General features: G+C 64.9%; 16 protein-coding genes. 9 read left to right on the top strand and 7 right to left on the bottom strand.

The window, feature by feature from the left end:
* Nucleotides 1–48 precede the first annotated feature (48 nt).
* The 3 genes from rpe to KVT37_RS07240 all read left to right on the top strand — a co-directional run bounded on the left by rpe (nt 49) and on the right by KVT37_RS07240 (nt 3357).
* Entirely contained in the window at nt 49–726 is a 678-nt protein-coding gene (gene rpe, locus KVT37_RS07250) for a ribulose-phosphate 3-epimerase (protein ID WP_217571119.1), read from the top strand.
* A gap of 262 nt (nt 727–988) precedes the next feature.
* Complete coding sequence (locus KVT37_RS07245) at nt 989–1726, top strand: GntR family transcriptional regulator (RefSeq protein WP_254633866.1); 738 nt, start codon at nt 989–991, stop codon at nt 1724–1726.
* A 107-nt stretch (nt 1727–1833) separates the two neighbouring features.
* Entirely contained in the window at nt 1834–3357 is a 1524-nt protein-coding gene (locus tag KVT37_RS07240) for a malonyl-CoA synthase (protein ID WP_217571115.1), read from the top strand.
* A gap of 268 nt (nt 3358–3625) precedes the next feature.
* Here the strand turns inward: KVT37_RS07240 and nagA are convergent, their stop codons facing one another.
* Genes nagA through KVT37_RS07220 form a run of 4 tightly spaced genes read right to left on the bottom strand, consistent with a single transcriptional unit; the run spans nt 3626 to nt 7468 of the window.
* Nucleotides 3626–4786 (bottom strand): N-acetylglucosamine-6-phosphate deacetylase, encoded by a 1161-nt coding sequence (gene nagA, locus KVT37_RS07235; protein WP_217571113.1) that lies wholly within the window; start codon nt 4784–4786, stop codon nt 3626–3628.
* A complete protein-coding gene (locus KVT37_RS07230; RefSeq protein WP_217571110.1) occupies nt 4783–5814 on the bottom strand; it encodes an SIS domain-containing protein in 1032 nt (343 codons plus the stop codon). The genes nagA and KVT37_RS07230 overlap by 4 nt, the downstream gene beginning before the upstream one ends.
* The gene (locus KVT37_RS07225; RefSeq protein WP_217571108.1) at nt 5811–6590 is read right to left on the bottom strand and encodes a GntR family transcriptional regulator; all 780 of its coding nucleotides are present in this window, start codon (nt 6588–6590) and stop codon (nt 5811–5813) included. The genes KVT37_RS07230 and KVT37_RS07225 overlap by 4 nt, the downstream gene beginning before the upstream one ends.
* Nucleotides 6587–7468 carry an N-acetylglucosamine kinase gene (locus tag KVT37_RS07220; RefSeq protein ID WP_217571105.1) on the bottom strand — a complete coding sequence of 294 codons (882 nt, stop codon included), beginning with the start codon at nt 7466–7468 and terminating at the stop codon, nt 6587–6589. Before KVT37_RS07220 ends, KVT37_RS07225 begins: the two co-directional genes overlap by 4 nt.
* A 200-nt stretch (nt 7469–7668) precedes the next feature.
* Between KVT37_RS07220 and KVT37_RS07215 the strand changes: the two genes are divergently transcribed.
* The 6 genes from KVT37_RS07215 (at nt 7669) to KVT37_RS07190 (ending at nt 14091) form a co-directional block, all read left to right on the top strand.
* Nucleotides 7669–8619: an N-acetylmuramic acid 6-phosphate etherase gene (locus KVT37_RS07215; protein ID WP_217571103.1), complete on the top strand. Its 951-nt coding sequence runs from the start codon at nt 7669–7671 to the stop codon at nt 8617–8619.
* 117 nt (nt 8620–8736) lie between these two features.
* Entirely contained in the window at nt 8737–9996 is a 1260-nt protein-coding gene (locus KVT37_RS07210; RefSeq protein ID WP_217571101.1) for an ABC transporter substrate-binding protein, read from the top strand.
* Between the two features lie 245 nt (nt 9997–10241).
* Nucleotides 10242–11171: a carbohydrate ABC transporter permease gene (locus KVT37_RS07205; RefSeq protein WP_217571846.1), complete on the top strand. Its 930-nt coding sequence runs from the start codon at nt 10242–10244 to the stop codon at nt 11169–11171.
* Nucleotides 11172–11179: 8 nt separating this feature from the next.
* The gene (locus KVT37_RS07200; protein ID WP_217571099.1) at nt 11180–12019 is read left to right on the top strand and encodes a carbohydrate ABC transporter permease; all 840 of its coding nucleotides are present in this window, start codon (nt 11180–11182) and stop codon (nt 12017–12019) included.
* Entirely contained in the window at nt 12016–13077 is a 1062-nt protein-coding gene (locus tag KVT37_RS07195) for a Gfo/Idh/MocA family protein (protein ID WP_217571097.1), read from the top strand. Before KVT37_RS07200 ends, KVT37_RS07195 begins: the two co-directional genes overlap by 4 nt.
* Before the next feature lie 15 nt (nt 13078–13092).
* Nucleotides 13093–14091, top strand: coding sequence for an ABC transporter ATP-binding protein (locus KVT37_RS07190; protein ID WP_217571095.1), 999 nt, complete (start codon nt 13093–13095; stop codon nt 14089–14091).
* A 287-nt stretch (nt 14092–14378) separates the two neighbouring features.
* Here KVT37_RS07190 and KVT37_RS07185 read toward each other — a convergent pair whose 3' ends face one another.
* The 3 genes from KVT37_RS07185 to KVT37_RS07175 all read right to left on the bottom strand — a co-directional run bounded on the left by KVT37_RS07185 (nt 14379) and on the right by KVT37_RS07175 (nt 18814).
* Nucleotides 14379–15224, bottom strand: coding sequence for a fumarylacetoacetate hydrolase family protein (locus tag KVT37_RS07185; protein WP_217571093.1), 846 nt, complete (start codon nt 15222–15224; stop codon nt 14379–14381).
* Between the two features lie 204 nt (nt 15225–15428).
* The gene (locus KVT37_RS07180) at nt 15429–16160 is read right to left on the bottom strand and encodes an SDR family oxidoreductase (RefSeq protein ID WP_217571091.1); all 732 of its coding nucleotides are present in this window, start codon (nt 16158–16160) and stop codon (nt 15429–15431) included.
* Between the two features lie 278 nt (nt 16161–16438).
* Nucleotides 16439–18814: an aldehyde dehydrogenase family protein gene (locus KVT37_RS07175; protein ID WP_217571089.1), complete on the bottom strand. Its 2376-nt coding sequence runs from the start codon at nt 18812–18814 to the stop codon at nt 16439–16441.
* Nucleotides 18815–18924 lie beyond the last annotated feature (110 nt).

Genomic DNA, 18924 nt, shown 5'->3' with positions numbered 1-18924 from the left:
TCTAGGCAGTCCTGACATTCGCGTCGCAAACATAGGCGAGCCAAATCCATGACCCAAAAGACTCTGATTGCCCCCTCTGTGCTGGCATCGGATTTTTCAAAGCTCGGCGACGAGGTGGAGGCTGTCGCCGCGGCCGGCGCCGACTGGATCCATCTCGATGTCATGGACGGCCATTTCGTGCCCAACATCACCTTCGGCCCGCCGGTGATCAAGGCGATCCGCAACCGCACCAAGGCCTTCTTCGACTGCCACCTGATGATTGCGCCGGCCGACCCCTATCTGGCGGCCTTCGCAGAAGCCGGCTGCGACGGCATGACGGTGCATGCCGAAGCCGGACCGCATCTCGACCGCTCGCTGCAGACGATCAAAAGCCTCGGCAAGAAGGCCGGCGTCTCGCTCAATCCGGCGACGCCGGAAACGGCGATCGAATATGTGCTCGACCGACTCGACCTGATCCTCATCATGACCGTCAATCCGGGTTTCGGCGGGCAGGCCTTCATACCGGCGATCGTCGACAAGGTGAAACGGGTCAAGGCGCTGATCGGCGACCGGCCGATCCGCATCGAGATCGACGGCGGTGTTTCGGCGGAAACGGCGCCACTGGTAACCGCGGCCGGCGCCAGCGTGCTGGTGGCGGGCGCCGCCGTCTTCAAGGGCGGCAGCGTCGAAGCCTATAGGGCCAACATCGAAGCAATTCGAACAGCGGCCGACGGGGCCGCCAGTTAAACGTATACCTGCCCTACTTCTCGCGGGGGTTGCACAATCGTGGCGGCGATTGAACGACTGTTCAATATATGAAGCGGTGCGGTAATATCAGCTTTTTTGTCGAGATTCTACTTCATCCAATCAATAGACCGACCTCCTTGTCTTAAAGTCGAATATCGTCATCTTCCGCTTGAGGCGCCTTTGCCCGGCTGTATGATACATGTACGGGAGATTGCTTCGCCGAGGGGCCCTGACAGAGCAGGGGCAAGCAACAGGAGCTCGATTGACAAACGGAAACGCCGAGCCGGGTGAAGGCAAGGGTGCCAAGAGCACGCTGGCCAGCTCGGTCTATCAGCAGCTTCGCGACGATCTTTTGCGCGGCGCGCTGGAGGCCGAGAGCAAGCTGCGCGTCGAATGGGTCGTCTCGCGCTATGGCGCGGGCGCGTCGCCGGTGCGCGAGGCGCTCAACCGCTTGGCCGCCGAGGGCCTGCTCGGGCGGCATGACCAGCGCGGCTTCTTCCTCATGCCGGTCAGCGCCGTGGAGCTGGAGGAGCTGACGCGGACGCGCTGCTGGCTGGAGGAGCGGGCGCTGCGCGAATCGATTGCCCATCGCAACGCCGAATGGGAGGAACAGCTGGTGCTGGCCCTGCACCGCCTGGCGCGGGCCGAACGGCGCCTGCCCGAAGACCCGGCAACCAACAATCCGGAATGGGAGAAGCTGCACCGCGCCTTTCACCGGGCGCTGATCGCAGCGTGCGGGTCGCACTGGCTTATCGGTTTTTGCGACCAGCTTTCCGACCAGGCTTCGCGCTACCGCCTGATCTCGCAAAATGCGCCGGGCATGGGACGCGACGAAATCGGCGAGCACCGCGTGATTGCCGAACGCACGCTGGATGGCGACGCCGACGGCGCGGTCGAAGCGCTTCTCAATCACTACCGCCTCACCGCGGCGATGTGCATGGAACGCTTCGCCCAGGGTTATGACCCGAAGGCCGGCGCTGCCAAGGCGCGCCGCCGATAGCAACCCGAAAATCGTCACCCGGTTTTTGCTCCAGCCACCAAATCTGGTATTCGCTCGGGCGAGCACAACGCTAGTGCCATTCGGCGGCTGCGCCTGAGGACCCATGCATGACCAATCATCTGTTCGACGCCTTCCGTTCCCGCATGCCGTCGCTCGACCGGCTGCTGATGGAGACGGATGACGGCCGCTCGATCACCTATGGCGATATGCTGGCCAGGTCGGCGCAGCTGGCGCACGCGCTGGCTCAGGCCGGCGTCGAGCCCGGCGACCGCGTCGCGGTCCAGGTCGAGAAGAGCCCGGAGGCGGCGCTGCTCTATCTTGCCTGTCTGCGCGCCGGCGCGGTCTTCCTGCCGCTCAACACCGCCTACACGTTGCCGGAGCTCGACTATTTCTTCCGCGACGCCGAGCCGAGGCTGATCGTGTGCGATCCGGACCGTCTTTCCGGCGTCGAGCCGCTTGCCGCGTCGATCGGCGCCACCGTGCTCACACTCGGCCGTGACGGGCAGGGAACGCTGGCCAGCCAGGCTTCGCGACAGGCGACGGAGTTCAGCGATGTCGCGCGCGGACCGAACGATCTCGCCGCGATCCTCTACACCTCCGGCACGACCGGCCGCTCCAAGGGCGCGATGCTCAGCCATGAGAACCTTGCGTCCAATGCCCGCGTGCTGGTCGAGCAGTGGCGCTTCGGCGCCGACGACGTGCTGATCCACGCGCTGCCGATCTTCCACACGCATGGCCTGTTCGTCGCCACCAACGTCATCCTGATGGCCGGCGCGAAAATGTTCTTCGAGCAGAAATTCGACCCCGCGCGCATCCTGTCGCTGATGCCGCGCGCGACCGCTTTGATGGGCGTGCCGACCTTCTATGTGCGGCTGTTGCAGCAGGACGGCCTGACGCGCCAGGCGGCCAGCGCCATCCGGGTCTTCATCTCCGGCTCGGCACCGCTGCTGGCCGAGACGCATACGGCCTGGCGCGAGCGGACCGGCCACGCCATCCTCGAGCGCTACGGCATGACCGAGACCAACATGAACACCTCCAACCCCTATGACGGCGAGCGGCGCGCCGGCACGGTCGGGCTCCCCTTGCCCGGCGTCTCGCTGCGCATCACCGACCCCGAAGACGGCAAGCCGCTGGCCCAGGGCGAGATCGGCATGATCGAGGTCAAGGGGCCGAACGTCTTTGCCGGCTATTGGCGTATGCCCGAGAAAACCAGGGCCGAGTTCCGCGACGACGGTTTCTTCATCACCGGCGACCTCGGCCTGATCGATGCCGACGACTATGTCCACATCGTCGGACGCGGCAAGGACCTGATCATCTCGGGCGGCTACAACGTCTATCCGAAGGAGATCGAGAGCGAGATCGACGCGCTCGGCGGCGTGGCCGAAAGCGCGGTGATCGGCGTCGCCCATCCCGATTTCGGCGAAGGCGTCACCGCGGTGGTCGTGCGCAAGCCGGGATCGGCGCTTAGCGCGGCCGACATTGCCGGTGCAATCGCCGGACGGCTGGCGAAATACAAGCACCCGAAACAGGTGATCTTCGTCGACGAACTGCCGCGCAACACGATGGGCAAGGTGCAGAAGAACGTCCTGCGCGAGGCGTATAAGGATATCTATGCCGGCAAAACTGACTGACGCTGGATGGCTTCTCGGCGACGAAGGCGATGCAAGGGTGAGATCGGTCGTGATCCTTCGCACCCCCCTCTGGCCTGCCGGCCATCTCCCCCGCAAGGGGGGAGATCGACGTCACCGCGGCTTTCGCCAATCACTGACGTCGCAGGATTGAGCAGGGCGCGGAAGCTGCCAATCTCCCCCCTTGCGGGGGAGATGTCCGGCAGGACAGAGGGGGGTGCTGTCCCGCCAGCGTCTCAAAGCTTCTCCACCGCTGCAGCGCTGGGAAATCTCAGCCGGCAAACACCTTCTCACCGCCGATCCAGACGTTCCTGACGTCCAAGTCCTCCGACAGCCCAACAATATCGGCTACCGTCCCGTTGGCAAAGCGTCCAAGCCGATGCGCCTGGCCGATTGCCTCGGCCGGATAGAGCGAGGCCATGCGCAAGGCCTCGTCGAGCTCCAGGCCGACGACGCGGTGGACGAAGCGAATGGCGGAAATCATGTCGAGGTCGGCGCCGGCCAGCGTGCCGTCGGCAAGCCTGAGGCTGCCGTCCTTGCGATAGATGGTGCGGCCGTTGAGCGTGAAGGAGGTCATGTCGGTGCCGATCGTCGCCATGGCGTCGGTGACCAGCACGATCTTACCTGGACCCTGCTTACCACGCAGCGCGAGGATCATCGTTGCCGGATGGACGTGGATGCCGTCGGCGATGATGCCTGCGTACAGGCCGCCGGTGTCGATCGCAGCGCCCGCCAGGCCCGGCTCGCGATTGCCAATCTGGCTCATGGCGTTGAAGAGGTGCGTGACGACGGTGGCGCCCGCGTCGGCGAAGGCGCTCGCCGTCGCATAATCGGTGTCGCTATGGCCGAGGCTGACGACGACGCCGGCCTTGGCCAGCGCCGTGACGCGACCCGGCTGCACCGATTCCGGCGCGACCGTGGTGAGCAGGACGGGAAGCTGTTTGCGCGCCGCGATCAGCGCTGCCTGGTCGGCATCCGTCATTGGCCGGATCAGCGCCGGGTCATGCGCGCCCTTGCGGGCGATCGACAGATGCGGCCCCTCCAGATGCAGGCCGAGGAAGCCCGGTACTTTCTCCCGGGCCGCCTCGGCACCGGCGGCAATCGCGGCGGCGGTGATCGCCGGCGTGTCGCTGATCAGCGTGACCAGCAGCGCCGTGGTGCCGAAGGGGGCGTGCGCCCGGCAGATCGTCTCGATCGAAGCGACATCGGGATGGTCGTTGAGCATGACGCCGCCGCCGCCATTGACCTGGATGTCGACGAAACCGGGCACCAGCAGGCCGCCGCCTGTCTCGACCACGGAGACGCCGGACGGAATGGCGCCGGCGGGCAGGATGGCCTCGACCAGGCCGTCCTTGACGACGAGGGCGGCATCGTCATGCCAGTCGTCGCCGTCGAAGATGCGGGCGCCGGTGAGTGCGAAACGGTCGCTCATACGGTTTCCGTCACCTTGCGCAAATTGCGCGGCGTATCGGGGTCGAGGCCGCGATGGCGGGCGAAGGCCTCGACAAAGCCGTAGAAGGACACGATCAGCGGCAGCGGGTCGGTCAGCGGATGACCGGTGGCGACATAGGGCAGAAGCCTTGCGGCCTTCGCCCTGTCGGAGGTGACGAAGGCGGCGGCGCCCTTGGCCGTCAGGCCGTCGGCGGCCTCGGCGATCGAGGGTTCGGAGGCATCGCGCGCGGCGAGCGCCAGAACCGGGAAATCCGGTCCGACCAGCGCCAGCGGGCCGTGCATGACCTCGGCGGCGCTATAGGCCTCGGCATGCATGGCGCAGGTTTCCTTGAATTTCAGCGCTGCTTCGCTGGCGATCGCGAAGGATGGACCACGGCCGAGGATGAACAGCGACTGCGGGTTCTCCAGAGCGCCGGCGAGCGCCATCCAGTCGCAGGCGATCGCCTTCTCGAAATGGCCGGGCAGGCCGGCAAGCGCCTTCAGCAATGGCTGGTCGTCGGTGGCATGCGCCATCAGCGCCAGGCCGGCGACGGCCGAGTTGACGAAGGTCTTGGTGGCGGCGACGGAGCGTTCCGGCCCGGCGAGTATATCGATGGCGTAATCGGAAGCCCGCGCCAGCGGCGAGTCGGCCGTGTTGGTGATGGCGACGGTGAGCGCGCCACCGGCCCTCGCCGTTTCGGCCATGGCGACGATGTCGGGGCTCTTGCCCGACTGCGAGATCGCCAGGCAGGCCGAGCCGCGCAATCTCAGCTTGGCGCCGTAGATCGAGGCAATCGACGGCCCAACGGAAGCGACGGCAAGGCCGGCCGTCAGCTCGACGGCATATTTCATGAAGGTCGCGGCATGGTCGGACGAGCCGCGCGCGACGGTGACGACGAAATGCGGGTCGCGCTCGCGCAGGCCGCGGCCGGCCTCGGCCAGTACCGAAGCCGAGCCGTCGAGCAGGCGGGCGGCGGCTTGCGGGATCTCATCGATCTCGCGCCGCATATGGGTGACGTTGGCATTCATGGCCGGATCTCCTCTCCCGGCCCGGTCAGCCGGAGTTCCGCGACGAAATCATAGGCGTCGCCCCTGTAGACGGAGCGGGTGAACTCGATCACCTTGCCGCTCGCCAGATAAGAAATGCGCTCGATCTGCAGGCCGGCAACCCCCGACGGCACTTCCAGCAGGCGCGCATCGGCGTCGCCAAGGTTGGTGGCCGAGATGCGCTGCACGGCGCGTACCGGGCGATTGCCGGTCGTGCCCAGCGCCGCATAGAGCGAGGAGCCGATCGCTTCGGGGTCCGGCAGCACGCTGGCCGACAGCGCCGCGCGCTCGATCGCCAGCGGCGTGTCGTTGGCGATGCGCAGGCGCGCGACGCGCGCCACCAGCTCGGTCGAGGACAGGCCAAGCACCATCATCTCGTCCGGCGACGGCGCATAGAGGCCGCGGTCGAGCCAGACCGAGCGCACGCTCATGCCGCGGCGCGCCATATCCTCGGTGAAGGAGGTGAGCCGCGACAGCGACTGCTCGACGCGCTCCATGCGCGGCGCGACGAAGGTGCCGGAGCCATGGCGCTGGACGAGGATGCCGCCCTTGACCAGGTCCTGCACCGCCTTGCGCACGGTGACGCGCGAGATATCGGCCTTGCTGGCGATGTCGCGCTCCGACGGCAGCGCGTCGCCGGGACCGATCAAGCCGCGATTGACCGCTTCCTCGATGCTTTTTCGCAACTGTAGATAAAGCGGCGCGCCGCTCTGCGAGGATTCTCTCAGCATGGCGAAGATCTGGTCGGCGGCGCTCATCGCGGCGCCTCCGAACCCCTGGCGAAGACGCGAACGGCCATCTGCACGGCGCCGCCGAGCGCGTCGTCGAGCGGGGCCTTGAGCAACGCCTGATAACGCGCCGACAGGCGGGGTGCATAAAGCGGCGCCAGCCCGCCGAGCAGGCAGAGCGGCGCATCGTCGGCGAGATCGAGCGCGCCGAGCGAAGCCTCGACATCGGCCACCGCCTTGCCGAGGATCCAGTTGGCGACGAGGTCGCCCTTTTCGGCATGCTCGAAGACTTTTGGCGCGAAGCCGCCGAAATCACCCGGCTTGGCGTTGGTGGTGAACTCGACCACGTCCTCGGGATTGTTGCGGAAGACGGCGAGCATGGCGTCCGTCAAGGGCGAGCCCGGACGGATGCCGTCATAGGCAAGCAGCGTCTGCTCCAAGAGGTCGCGGCCGATGCGGGCGCCGCTGCCCTGGTCGCCGACCTGAAAGCCCCAGCCGCCGATGGCGCGCGACTTGCCTTGCTTGCGCGCCATATAGGCGGTGCCGGTGCCCAGAATGGCCATGGCGCCGTCGCCCGAGCCGACAGCGCCTTCGAGCGCGATCTCGGCATCGGTTTCGACGCGGCTCTTGCTGAACGGCAAAATTGCTTCGAGCTGCTGCCGGTAGGTGCCGACATTGGCGCCGGCGAGGCCGAGAATGGCCGGCGTGTGCGGGATCAGCTCCGGATCATGGCCAGCGGCGAGGAAAGCCTGCCTGGCCGCCTCGACGATGTTGGCGCGGGCGCCGGTGAGATCGGTGCGGATGTTGGCGGCGCCGCTTTTGGCGCGGCCGACCACAGCGCCGTCGACGGTCGCAAGGGCCGCCCTGCAGCTGGTGCCGCCGCCATCGATGCCAAGCACGAATTTCACGCGATTTTCTCCTCGGCCCGGATAATACCAATAAAATACCAATAGCCAAGAGTTAATTTCAGTTCAAAAAAGATTAAGGCGTATTTTATTGAAAACCCACGTTAATTTGCCGGCGAGCGAGTTCCGTCACCCAAAATTCGTTAATGCGTGTGGACAAGTGGTATTTTTTTGGTATTGTTCGCTCAGTTGGAGGAAAATGGATGGCCGAGACGCGCACCGAAGCGCTCCACCAGAATGCCGAGGGGCTGGATGTCCAGGCCCCGGAAGCCGTTCTGGCGTTCCTGGCCAATGCCCAGATCGAGGCCAGCAAGGCCGTGCACGGCGCCATTCCGTCGATCGCCGCGGCCGCCGAGCTCATCGCCAGACAACTGAAGAGCGGCGGCAAGCTTGCCTATGCGGCGGCCGGCAGCTCCGGCCTGATGGCCGTGGCCGACGCGCTGGAACTGCCTGGAACATTCGGCATTGCGCGCGACCGCATCGCGATCCTGATCGCCGGCGGCGACGAGGCCTTCCGCACACTGGCCGGCGGACCGGAGGACGACACCGAAGAGGCAGCGGCGGCCGTTGCCGCGGCCGCTATCGGCAAGGGCGACTGCCTGATCGCCATCTCCGCCAGCGGCTCGACTCCCTATGCGGTCCGGGCGCTGCAGGACGCGCGCAGCCGCGGCGCGGTAACCATCGCCATCGCCAACAACCGGGGCGCCCTGCTGTTCAAGCAGGCCGATGTCGCCATCCTGCTCGAAACGCCGCCGGAGCTGATCGCCGGCTCGACGCGCATGGGCGCGGGCACGGCGCAGAAGATCGCGCTCAACATGCTTTCGACGCTTGCCGCCATCCATCTCGGCCATGTCCATGACGGCTACATGGTCAACCTCACCGCCGACAACATCAAGCTGCGCGACCGCGCCGTGCGCATGGTCGCCGCCATCAGCGGCAAGAGCCGCGACGAGGCCGCCCGCCTGCTCGAAGAAAGCGGCGGCGGCGTCAAGACAGCCATTCTGCTCGCCGCAGGCGCCGCCAGCGCCGACGCGGCCGAGAAGATACTGGAAGGAACCGGCCAAAAACTTCGGCCGGCGCTTTCCGCGCTGGGGCATGATCCCGAAAAGTGGAACCCGCTTTTCGGAAAAGATCATGCCCTAACAAAGAAGTAGGGCCTGTTTCATCCCGATTTCCGTCGGGATGAAACGGGCTCGCGAGGGGAGCAAGGGGCGCTGAGCCTCTGTTCTCATCAAAACCGAACCTGAAAAAGGTCAACAGGGAGACTGAAGATGAAGACCAAACTACTGACGGCCCTTCTGCTCGGCACCAGCATCCTCGGCACGACGGGGATGGCGCTGGCCGAAGACGTGACGCTCAACATCGAAAGCTGGCGCGGCGACGACCTGACCATCTGGAAGGACAAGCTGATCCCGGCCTTCGAAGCCAAGAACCCCGGCATCAAGGTGGTGTTCGCGCCTTCGGCTCCGACCGAATATGACGCGGCGCTGGGCGCCAAGCTCACCGCCGGTTCGGCAGGCGACCTGATCACCTGCCGCCCCTTCGACAAGTCGCTCGAGCTCTACAAGAAGGGCAACCTCACCGACCTCAGCGCGCTGCCCGGCATGGAGAACTTCTCGCCGGTCGCCAAGTCCGCCTGGCAGACCGACGACGGCAAGGCGAGCTTCTGCGTGCCGATGGCCTCGGTCATCCACGGCTTCATCTACAACAAGGACGCCTTCGACAAGCTCGGCCTGAAGGTTCCGACGACCCGCGACGAGTTCTTCGCGGTGCTCGACAAGATCAAGGCCGACGGCACCTACATCCCGATGGCGATGGGCACCAAGGACCTCTGGGAAGCCGCGACCATGGGCTACCAGAATATCGGCCCGAACTACTGGAAGGGCGAGGAAGGCCGCGCCGCCCTGATCAAGGGCGACCAGAAGCTGACCGACAAGGACTGGGTCGCGCCGTATGAGGAACTGGCCAAGTGGAAGCCTTATCTCGGCGACGGCTTCGAGGCGCAGACCTATCCGGACAGCCAGAACCTGTTCACGCTCGGCCGCGCCGCCATCTACCCGGCCGGCTCGTGGGAAATCGGCCTGTTCAACACCCAGGCCCAGTTCAAGATGGGCGCCTTCCCGCCGCCGGTCGAGAAGGCCGGCGACACCTGCTACATCTCCGACCATACCGACATCGGCATGGGTCTGAATGCCGCGTCGAAGCACCCGGAAGAGGCCAAGAAGTTCCTGTCCTGGGTCGCCTCGCCGGACTTCGCCACCATCTACGCCAACGCGCTGCCGGGCTTCTTCAGCCTGAACTCCTCGCCGGTGAAGATGGAAGACCCGCTGGCGCAGGAATTCGTCTCCTGGCGCGGCAAGTGCAAGTCGACGATCCGCTCGACCTACCAGATCCTGTCGCGCGGCACGCCGAACCTCGAAAATGAGACCTGGGTTGAATCGGCCAATGTGATCAACGGCACCGATACGCCGGAAGCCGCGGCCAAGAAGCTGCAGACCGGTCTCGACAGCTGGTACAAGCCGGCGAAGTAAGAGCATCGAAAAGCGATGCCGGCCGGGCGCGCGCCCGGCCGGCGTTCAAACAGTTCCAGATAGCGATTGTCGGCGCCGCCTCCCGGTCTTACCCTCGATCTCGCGGGGAAGACGGAGCCGATCTGTCGCTGGCCTTGTCTTTCCCCTCAAAGGGGACGAGCGGGCCGTGCATCGAGGCATCAGCTAGCATCAACCGAACTGGAACCCAGAGACGGCGGGGAACCGAACTCATGGATACCGAAACCATGGCTGAAGAAACGCGACCGAAAAGACCCATACGCTGGCATGTCGGCGTCTTCCTGGCGCCGGCGGTGCTGGTCTACACGGCAATCATGATCCTGCCGCTGTTCGGCACGCTGCAGCTCTCGCTGTTCCGCAACATCGAACAGTCCCAGGTCTTCGTCGGGCTCGGCAATTTCCGCACGCTGTTCGGCGACCCGAACTGGTCGGTGAATTTCTGGAACGCGCTGAGGAACAATGTCTGGTTCTTCATCATCCACATGCTGGTGCAGAACCCGATCGGCATCCTGCTTGCGGCACTGCTTTCCAGCCCAAGGCTGCGCTTCACCGCCTTCTACCGCACGGCGATCTTCGTGCCGACGATCCTGTCCTTCGTCATCGTCGGCTTCGCCTGGAAGCTGATCCTGTCGCCGATCTGGGGCGTGGCGCCGCATCTGATGGACTTCGTCGGCTTGAAGAGCTTCTTCACGCCGTGGCTCGGCAAGGAGCAATACGCGCTGACCGCGCTCAGCCTGGTCTCGGTCTGGCAGTTCGTCGGCATCCCGATGATGCTGATCTACGCGGCGCTGCTGTCGATCCCCGACGAGGTGATCGAGGCTGCCGAATGCGACGGCGTCACCGGCATGGCGCAGTTCTGGAAGATCAAGCTGCCGCTGATCCTGCCTTCGATCGGCATCATCTCGATCCTGACCTTCGTCGGCAATTTCAACGCCTTTGACCTGATCTACACCGCGCAGGGCGCGCTTGCCGGGCCGAACTATTCGACCGATATCCTCGGCACCTTCCTTTACCGCGCCTTCTTCGGCTTCCAGCTGCAGGTCGGCGATCCCAACATGGGCGCGGCGATCGCCACGATCATGTTCCTGATCATCCTCGCCGGCGTCTGCGTCTACCTGTTCCTCGTGCAGACGCGCCTGCGTCGCTACCAGTTCTGAGGCGCGCCATGAGCACAGCCACCCGTTCACTTCCCCGCACCATCGGCGCGCATGCGATCCTTTTGACCTATACGGCGATCGCGCTGTTCCCGGTGATCCTGGTGGTGATGAATTCGTTCAAATCGCGCGCGGGCATCTTCGGCGCGCCGCTGACGCCGCCGACGGCCAAGACCTTCGACCTGATCGGCTACACCACGGTGTTCGGCCAGGGCGACTTCTTCCACTATTTCCAGAACAGCCTCGTCGTCACCGTCGCCTCGCTGTTCTTCGTGCTTCTGTTCGGGGCGATGGCTGCCTTCGCGCTGTCGGAATACCGCTTCCGCGGCAACACGCTGATGGGGCTTTACCTCGCGCTCGGCATCATGATCCCGATCCGGCTCGGCACCGTCGCCATCCTGCAGCTGATGGTGGCGAGCGGGCTGGTCAACACGCTGACGGCGCTGATCCTGGTCTACACGGCGCAAGGCCTGCCGCTCGCCATCTTCATCCTGTCGGAATTCATGAAGCAGGTGTCCAACGACCTGAAGAATGCCGGACGGATCGACGGGCTGTCGGAATACACGATCTTCTTCCGGCTGGTGCTGCCGCTGGTGCGGCCAGCCATGGCGACGGTCGCCGTCTTCACCATGATCCCGATCTGGAACGATCTGTGGTTCCCGCTGATCCTGGCGCCGTCGGAAGAGACCAAGACCGTGACGCTCGGCGCGCAACTCTTCCTCGGCCAGTTCGTCACCAACTGGAACGCGATCCTGGCCGCGCTCTCGCTGGCGATCCTGCCCGTGCTCATCCTCTATGTCATCTTCTCGCGGCAGCTGATCCGCGGCATCACGTCGGGAGCAGTCAAGTGAGTTCAGAAAGACCCCTTCGCGTCGTCGTAGCCGGGCTCGGCAATATGGGTCGCAGCCATGCGCTGGCCTATCACAACAATCCAGGCTTCGAGATCGCCGCGCTCGTCAACCGCTCCGACGTGCCGCTGCCGGACGGCCTCGGCGGCTATGGCATCAGGCGCTCCTTCGAGGACGCGCTGCGCGATGAGAAGCCGGACGTGGTTGCGATCGCCACCTATTCCGACAGCCATGCCGATTATGCGGTCCGCGCCTTCGAAGCCGGCTGCCATGTCTTCGTCGAAAAGCCACTGGCGACAACGGTGGCGGACGCACAACGTGTCGTCGACGCCGCCAAGGCCAACGGCAAAAAACTGGTGATCGGCTATATATTGCGCCACCACCCGTCCTGGATCCGGCTGATCGCCGAGGCGCGCAAGCTCGGCGGCCCGTATGTCTTCCGCATGAACCTCAACCAGCAATCCTCCGGCCACACCTGGGGGACGCACAAGCAGCTGATGCAGACGACGTCGCCGATCGTCGACTGCGGCGTGCACTATCTCGACGTGATGCTGCAGATCACCGATGCGAAGCCGGTCGAAGTGCGCGGCATGGGGGTGCGGCTCAGCAATGAGGTGGCGCCTTCGATGTACAATTACGGCCATTTGCAGGTGCTGTTCGAGGACGGCTCGGTCGGCTGGTATGAAGCCGGCTGGGGGCCGATGATCTCGGAGACGGCCTTCTTCGTGAAGGACGTGATGTCGCCCAAAGGCTGCGTGTCGATCGTGATGAAGGAGGGCGTGAAGTCCGACGACATCGACACCCACACCAAGACCTCGACCATCCGGCTGCATAGCGCCGCGACCGGGCCGGACGGCAAGTTCACCAAGGAAGACCAATTGCTGTCGATGGAAGGCGAGCCGGGGCACCAGGAGCTCTGCGACCTCGAACAGGCCTTCCTGCTCAAGGCTATCCGCGAAAATATCGACCTCACCCGCCACATGGACGATGCCGTGAAGTCGCTCGCCGTCTGCCTCGCCGCCGACGAGAGCGTGCGCAGCGGCAACGCCGTCAAACTCTAGAACAGGAACGAAGCCGTGGGCTCGCTGAAGATCGAGAATGTGAAGAAGGCTTTCGGGCCGGTTGAGGTGCTGAAGGGTATCGACCTGCAGGTGACGGATGGCGAGTTCGTCGTCTTCGTCGGCCCGTCCGGCTGCGGAAAATCGACGCTGCTGCGCGTCATCGCCGGGCTGGAGGACTCGACCTCCGGCCGCGTGCTGATCGACGGCGCCGATGTGTCGGTGACGCCGCCGGCGAAACGCGGCATCGCCATGGTGTTCCAGACCTATGCGCTCTATCCGCACCTGACGGTCAAGAACAACATGGCGCTGGGCCTCAAGCAGGCCGGCACGCCGGGGGCCGAAATCGAGCGGCGCATCAAGATCGCTTCCGCCATGCTGTCGCTCGAGCCCTATCTCGAGCGCCGGCCGGCGGAACTGTCGGGCGGCCAGCGCCAGCGCGTCGCCATCGGCCGCGCCGTGGTGCGCGAGCCAAAACTGTTCCTCTTCGACGAACCGCTGTCGAACCTCGACGCCGCGCTACGCGTCAACACCCGACTGGAAATCGCGCAGCTGCACCGGCGGCTGAAGGCGACGATGATCTACGTCACCCACGACCAGGTCGAGGCGATGACACTGGCCGACAAGATCGTCGTGCTCAATGCCGGCCGCATCGAGCAGATCGGCAGCCCGATGGAGCTCTACAATTCGCCGGCCAACGAGTTCGTCGCCGGCTTCATCGGCTCGCCGAAGATGAATTTCATCGATGGCGCGCGGTTGGGCGAAACGGCCAAGACCATCGGTGTGCGGCCGGAGCATCTCACCGTCGACACGAAGTCCGGCGCCTGGAAAGGCACGGTGGTGCATGCCGAGCATCTCGGCGCCGACACCAACCTCTATCTCGACTGCGAGAAGGCGGGCCTGATCACCGTGCGCATCTTCGGCGTCTACAACGCCGAGCCGGGCTCGACGCTCTATGCGACGCCGGATGCGGCGAAGACGTACCGGTTCGGGGCGGATGGGAAGGTGTTGAGGTAAGCGCCGACTTTCCCTTCTCCCCTTGTGGGAGAAGGTGGATCGGCGCGCAGCGCCGAGACGGATGAGGGGTGCTCCAGCGGAGTGCGGCCTCGAAGATTGAAGGATTCCAAGTGCTTAATCCTGCAGGCAGAGATCCTTCCAACACCCCTCATCCGGCCGCTTCGCGGCCACCACCCGGCCCTTCGCAGGCTCAGGGCGTTCGAAACTCGAAAAGCCAAGCAATTGGCTTTTCGTCCGCTGACGCGGACCGCTTCTCACCCCACAGGGGGAGAAGGCGAGGTCGGCGCTTACACGTCCGCCTTGAACGTCTGCTTCTGCTGACCCAAACCTTCGATGCCGAGCTCCACCACGTCGCCGGCCTTCAGGAACATCTGCGGCTTCATGCCCATCCCGACGCCGGGCGGAGTGCCGGTGGAGATGATGTCGCCGGGATGCAACGACATGAACTGGCTAAGATAGGAGACCAGATACTTCACGCCATAGACCATGGTCTTGGTCGAGCCGTTCTGCATGGTCTTGCCGTTCACGGTCAGCCACATCTTGAGATTCTGCGGGTCGGCGACCTCGTCCTTGGTCACCAGCCACGGGCCGGTCGGGCCGAACGTGTCGCAGGACTTGCCCTTGGTCCACTGGCCGTGGCGCTCGGTCTGGAAGGCGCGCTCGGAAACGTCATGCGCGACGGCGTAGCCGGCAACATAATCCAGCGCATCGTCCTCCGAGACATATTTCGCCGTCTTGCCGATGACCACGGCAAGCTCGACCTCCCAGTCGGTCTTGATCGAGCCACGCGGGATCAGCACATCGTCATCCGGCCCGACGATCGCCGAGCTTGCCTTCATGAAGATGATCGGTTCGGGCGGCACGGTGGCGCCGGTCTCGGCGGCGTGGTCGGAATAGTTGAGGCCGATGCAGATGAATTTGCCCGTGCCGGCGACGCAGGCGCCGATGCGCTGCTTGCCGGACACCGCCGGCAGCGACTTCGGATCGAGCTTCGAGAGCATCTCCAGCGAGGCCGGATGAAGCGTCGTGCCGGCAATATCGGCGACATGAGCGGAAAGGTCGCGGATCGTCCCATCCGCATCGAGCAGGCCCGGCTTTTCGGCGCCAGCTTCGCCATAGCGCAACAACTTCATCTTACTTCTCCACCTTGCGGCCAGCGGCCGTTTTCACAAATTCCGGTCAAAACCAGCGGACCGTAGTCGTCGGCCCCACCGGCGGCAAGCGCGCCATTTGCCCAAGCCGGCTAAGCGAGCGGATTTTCAGACGCTTCGATCCAACCAAACGCGGGGATCGGGTCCTGTCTTCCCGTTCAGCCGTCAATCCTGTTCAGTTCTCCGTCAGATCGACCAGCCGCCGTCGATATTGTAGGCCTGTCCAGACGTGTAGGTGGCGCCGGCCAGATAGACGGCGAGATCGGCGATCTCCTCCGGCGTGCCGAGCCTGCCCATCGGCTGGCGAGCAATGAAAGCCGCGCGGGCCGCCTCATAGTCGCCCTGGGCATGCATGCGGTCCTGCAGCGACGGGCTTTCGACCGTGCCCGGGCAGATGGCGTTGCAGCGGATGCCTTTGGCGACATAGTCGGCGGCGACCGCCTTGGTGAGGCCTACGACCGCAGCCTTCGTCAGGCCGTAGGCAAAGCGGTTCGGCACGCCCTTCTGCGAGCTTGCCAGCGAGGCCATGTTGATGATCGAGCCATCGCCGCGATCCAGCATGCCCGGCAGCACGGCGCGGATGGTGCGGATCATGGCGCGGACATTGAGGTTGAGCGCGAAGTCGAGGTCCTCGTCCTTCATTTCGAGGATGGAGCCCGCATGGACGAAGCCGGCGCAGTTGAACAGCACATCGACGCGGCCGATCTCGGCGAAAGCCGCCGTGACGGCCGCATCATTGAGAACATCGAGCTTGCGGGTCTTGATGCCTGATGTCTTGGCGAGTTCGGCTAGAGCCGCCTCGTTGATGTCGGTGGCATGGACGATGGCGCCCGCCTTGGCGAAAGCCAGCGCGCTCGCCTTGCCGATGCCCTGGGCCGCGGCGGTGACGACGACCACCTTACCTGCCAGATCCGCCATGCCTCTCTCCTCGCCCGCCTCGTGCGTCCGCCTTTTACCGATGGTCAGCTGCGGCTTCGTGTGCCAGACAACCGGCATCATGCGGCCTAACGCCGCTTTCACAGATAAAGATGTTTTTTCTCGTTAAAGAACACATGCTCGGTCGTCAAGCCCGAACGCGATCACCTTCGCGGCAGCAGCTTTAATCCATATCACTGCCGCAGCGCAAGGACTTGTATGATAACCGGGCAACGGGTTCCGCTGCCCTGGACCATTCGGGTACGCCGCGTTGGACGCGATCAATCGCCGTAGGGAACCCAGACGTTCTTGACCTCGATGGCGCGGCGCAGGATCGCCTCGCCGGCCGCCTCGCCCGAGGCCCAGTCGAGGCTGCGGCCGTTGCCGGTCCAGACGCGCTTGAGATTGCCGATCGAGTCGGCCTCCGCCTTGGCGCAAGTCTCGGCATCGGCGAACACCCAGAGTCCGTCGACATCGTCATGCTTGGCCAGCACTCCGGCAAGTTCGGCGCTGCGGCCGGTGACGATGTTGATGGCGCCGGCGGGGACGTCGGAATATTCGATCACCTGGTAGAGGTCGGTGGCCAAAAGCGGATGCCGCTCGGACGGGACGGCGACAACGGTGTTGCCCATGGCGAGCGCCGGCGCGACGAGCGAGACGAAGTTGAGCAAAGGTTGATTGTCCGGCGCGACGATGCCGACGACGCCGACCGGCTCATGCAGCGCAAGTGTGACGACACGGGCCGGCGGCTGGTGGACACGGCCCTCGAACTTGTCGGCGAGGCCGGCATAGAGGAAGAGCCGCTCGATCGACTGCTCGACCTCTTCCCGCGCCGCCTTTGCCGTGACCCCGGTCAGTTGGACAAGGCGCGCGGAAAACTCGTCGGCGCGGCCGGACAGGTTCTCGGCGAGATAATAGAGCACCTGGCTGCGGTTATAGGCGGTCGCCTCCGGCCAGGCCTTGCAGGCACGGGCAGCAGCGACAGCGTCACGGATATCCTTGCGGTTGCCGAGGCCGACATCGCCGGCCAGCTTGCCCTTGGCTGTGGCGACGCCAAGTGAATAATTGCCGTCCGGGCGCACCTGCTTGCCGCCGATGAACAGCTTTGCCGTGCGATCTATCGCCGTGCCGTCCGCCTGCTCGACGGGTTGGGCAGAACCAGCGGCCGCCGGCTTGATGGCCGGGCCGACCGGCAGCTTGGCCGCCAGATATTCGAACATGCCTTCGCGCCCGCCTTCACGGCCAAAGCCGCTTTCGCGGTAGCCGCCGAAGCCGCAGGCGGCATCGAACATGTTGGTGCCGTTGATCCACACCACGCCGGCCTTCAATTGCGGCGCGACATGCAGCGCCAGATTGACGTTCTCGCTCCAGACGGAGGCGGCAAGGCCATAGCGCGTGTTGTTGGCAAGCTCGATCGCTTCCTCGGTGTTGCGGAAGCTCATCGTCGCCAGAACCGGGCCAAACACCTCTTCCTGCGCCAGAATATTAGCCGGCGAAACAGCTGTCGCCAGCGTCGGCAGATGATAATAACCTGTCGTCGGCAAAGCGGCATCCGGCTGCCAGCAGACGGCGCCCTGTTTCGCGCCTTCGGCGATCAGGCCCTTGACGCGGTCGAGCTGGCTGCGGTCGACCAGCGGGCCGATGTCGGTGTTCTTGTCAAGCGGGCTGCCGACGCGCAGCCGGCTCATCCTGACCTTCACCTTGGCAATCAAGGCCTCGGCGATGCCTTCCTGCACAAGGAGCCGCGAGCCTGCGCAGCAGACCTGGCCCTGGTTGAACCAGATGCCGTCGACGAGGCCTTCGACAGCGCTGTCGAGATCGGCATCCTCGAAGACGATGAAGGCCGACTTGCCGCCAAGCTCCAGCGAGAGTTTTTTCCCCGACCCGGCCGTCGCCTTGCGGATGATCTTGCCGACTTCGGAGGAGCCGGTGAAGGCGATCTTCTGCACGCCGGGATGGTTGACGATGGCCGCCCCCGCCTCCGGTCCGCCCTGGACGATGTTGACGACACCCTTCGGGACGCCCGCCCGCTCGCAGATCTCGGCGAACAGGATCGCAGTGAGCGGCGTGAATTCGGCCGGCTTCAGCACCACCGTGCAGCCGGCGGCAAGCGCCGGCGCGATCTTCCAGGCCAGCATCAGCAGCGGAAAGTTCCACGGGATGACCTGGCCGACGACGCCGACCGGCTTGTGGTCCGGGAAATCCTTCTCGAGCGTCTGCGCCCAGCCGGCATGATGGATGAAGTGGCGGATGGCCAGCGGCACGTCGATGTCGCGGCTTTCACGGATCGGCTTGCCGTTGTCGATCGATTCCAGCACCGCGAACAGGCGCTGGTGGCGCTGCATGGCGCGGCCGATGGCGTAGAGCACTTTCGCGCGGGCGTAGCCCGAGGACGCCGACCATTTCGGCAGCGCCTTGGCAGCCGCCGCAACCGCCGCGTCGATATCGGGAGCGCCGGCATCCGAGATTTTGGCCAGAAGCTTGCCGGAGGACGGCTCGCTGGTCTCGAAACTCTTGCCGCTGGCCGCCGCTTTCCAGGCGCCGTCGATGAACAGCGCCTTGGCGAAATCGCGTCCGGCAAGCCAGGCATCCGCCTCGTTGCGGGCTTCCGGCGCCGGGCCGTATTCCATGGCGTGATACCGTTCGAGGATGTTCATGGGGTGCTCCTCCCGAAGGAGATTTCTGGATAAGTGGGCGTTCTACGGCGCCCCTCTCTGTCCTGCCGGACATCTCCCCCACTTGGGGGGAGATTGGCCGTCATCGGCGA

This window comes from Mesorhizobium sp. GbtcB19 (genome assembly GCF_019091085.1).
Lineage (GTDB): Bacteria > Pseudomonadota > Alphaproteobacteria > Rhizobiales > Rhizobiaceae > Mesorhizobium.
Note: the sequence above shows the minus strand (reverse complement) of the source record. Positions and strands in the feature narration are given on the sequence as shown.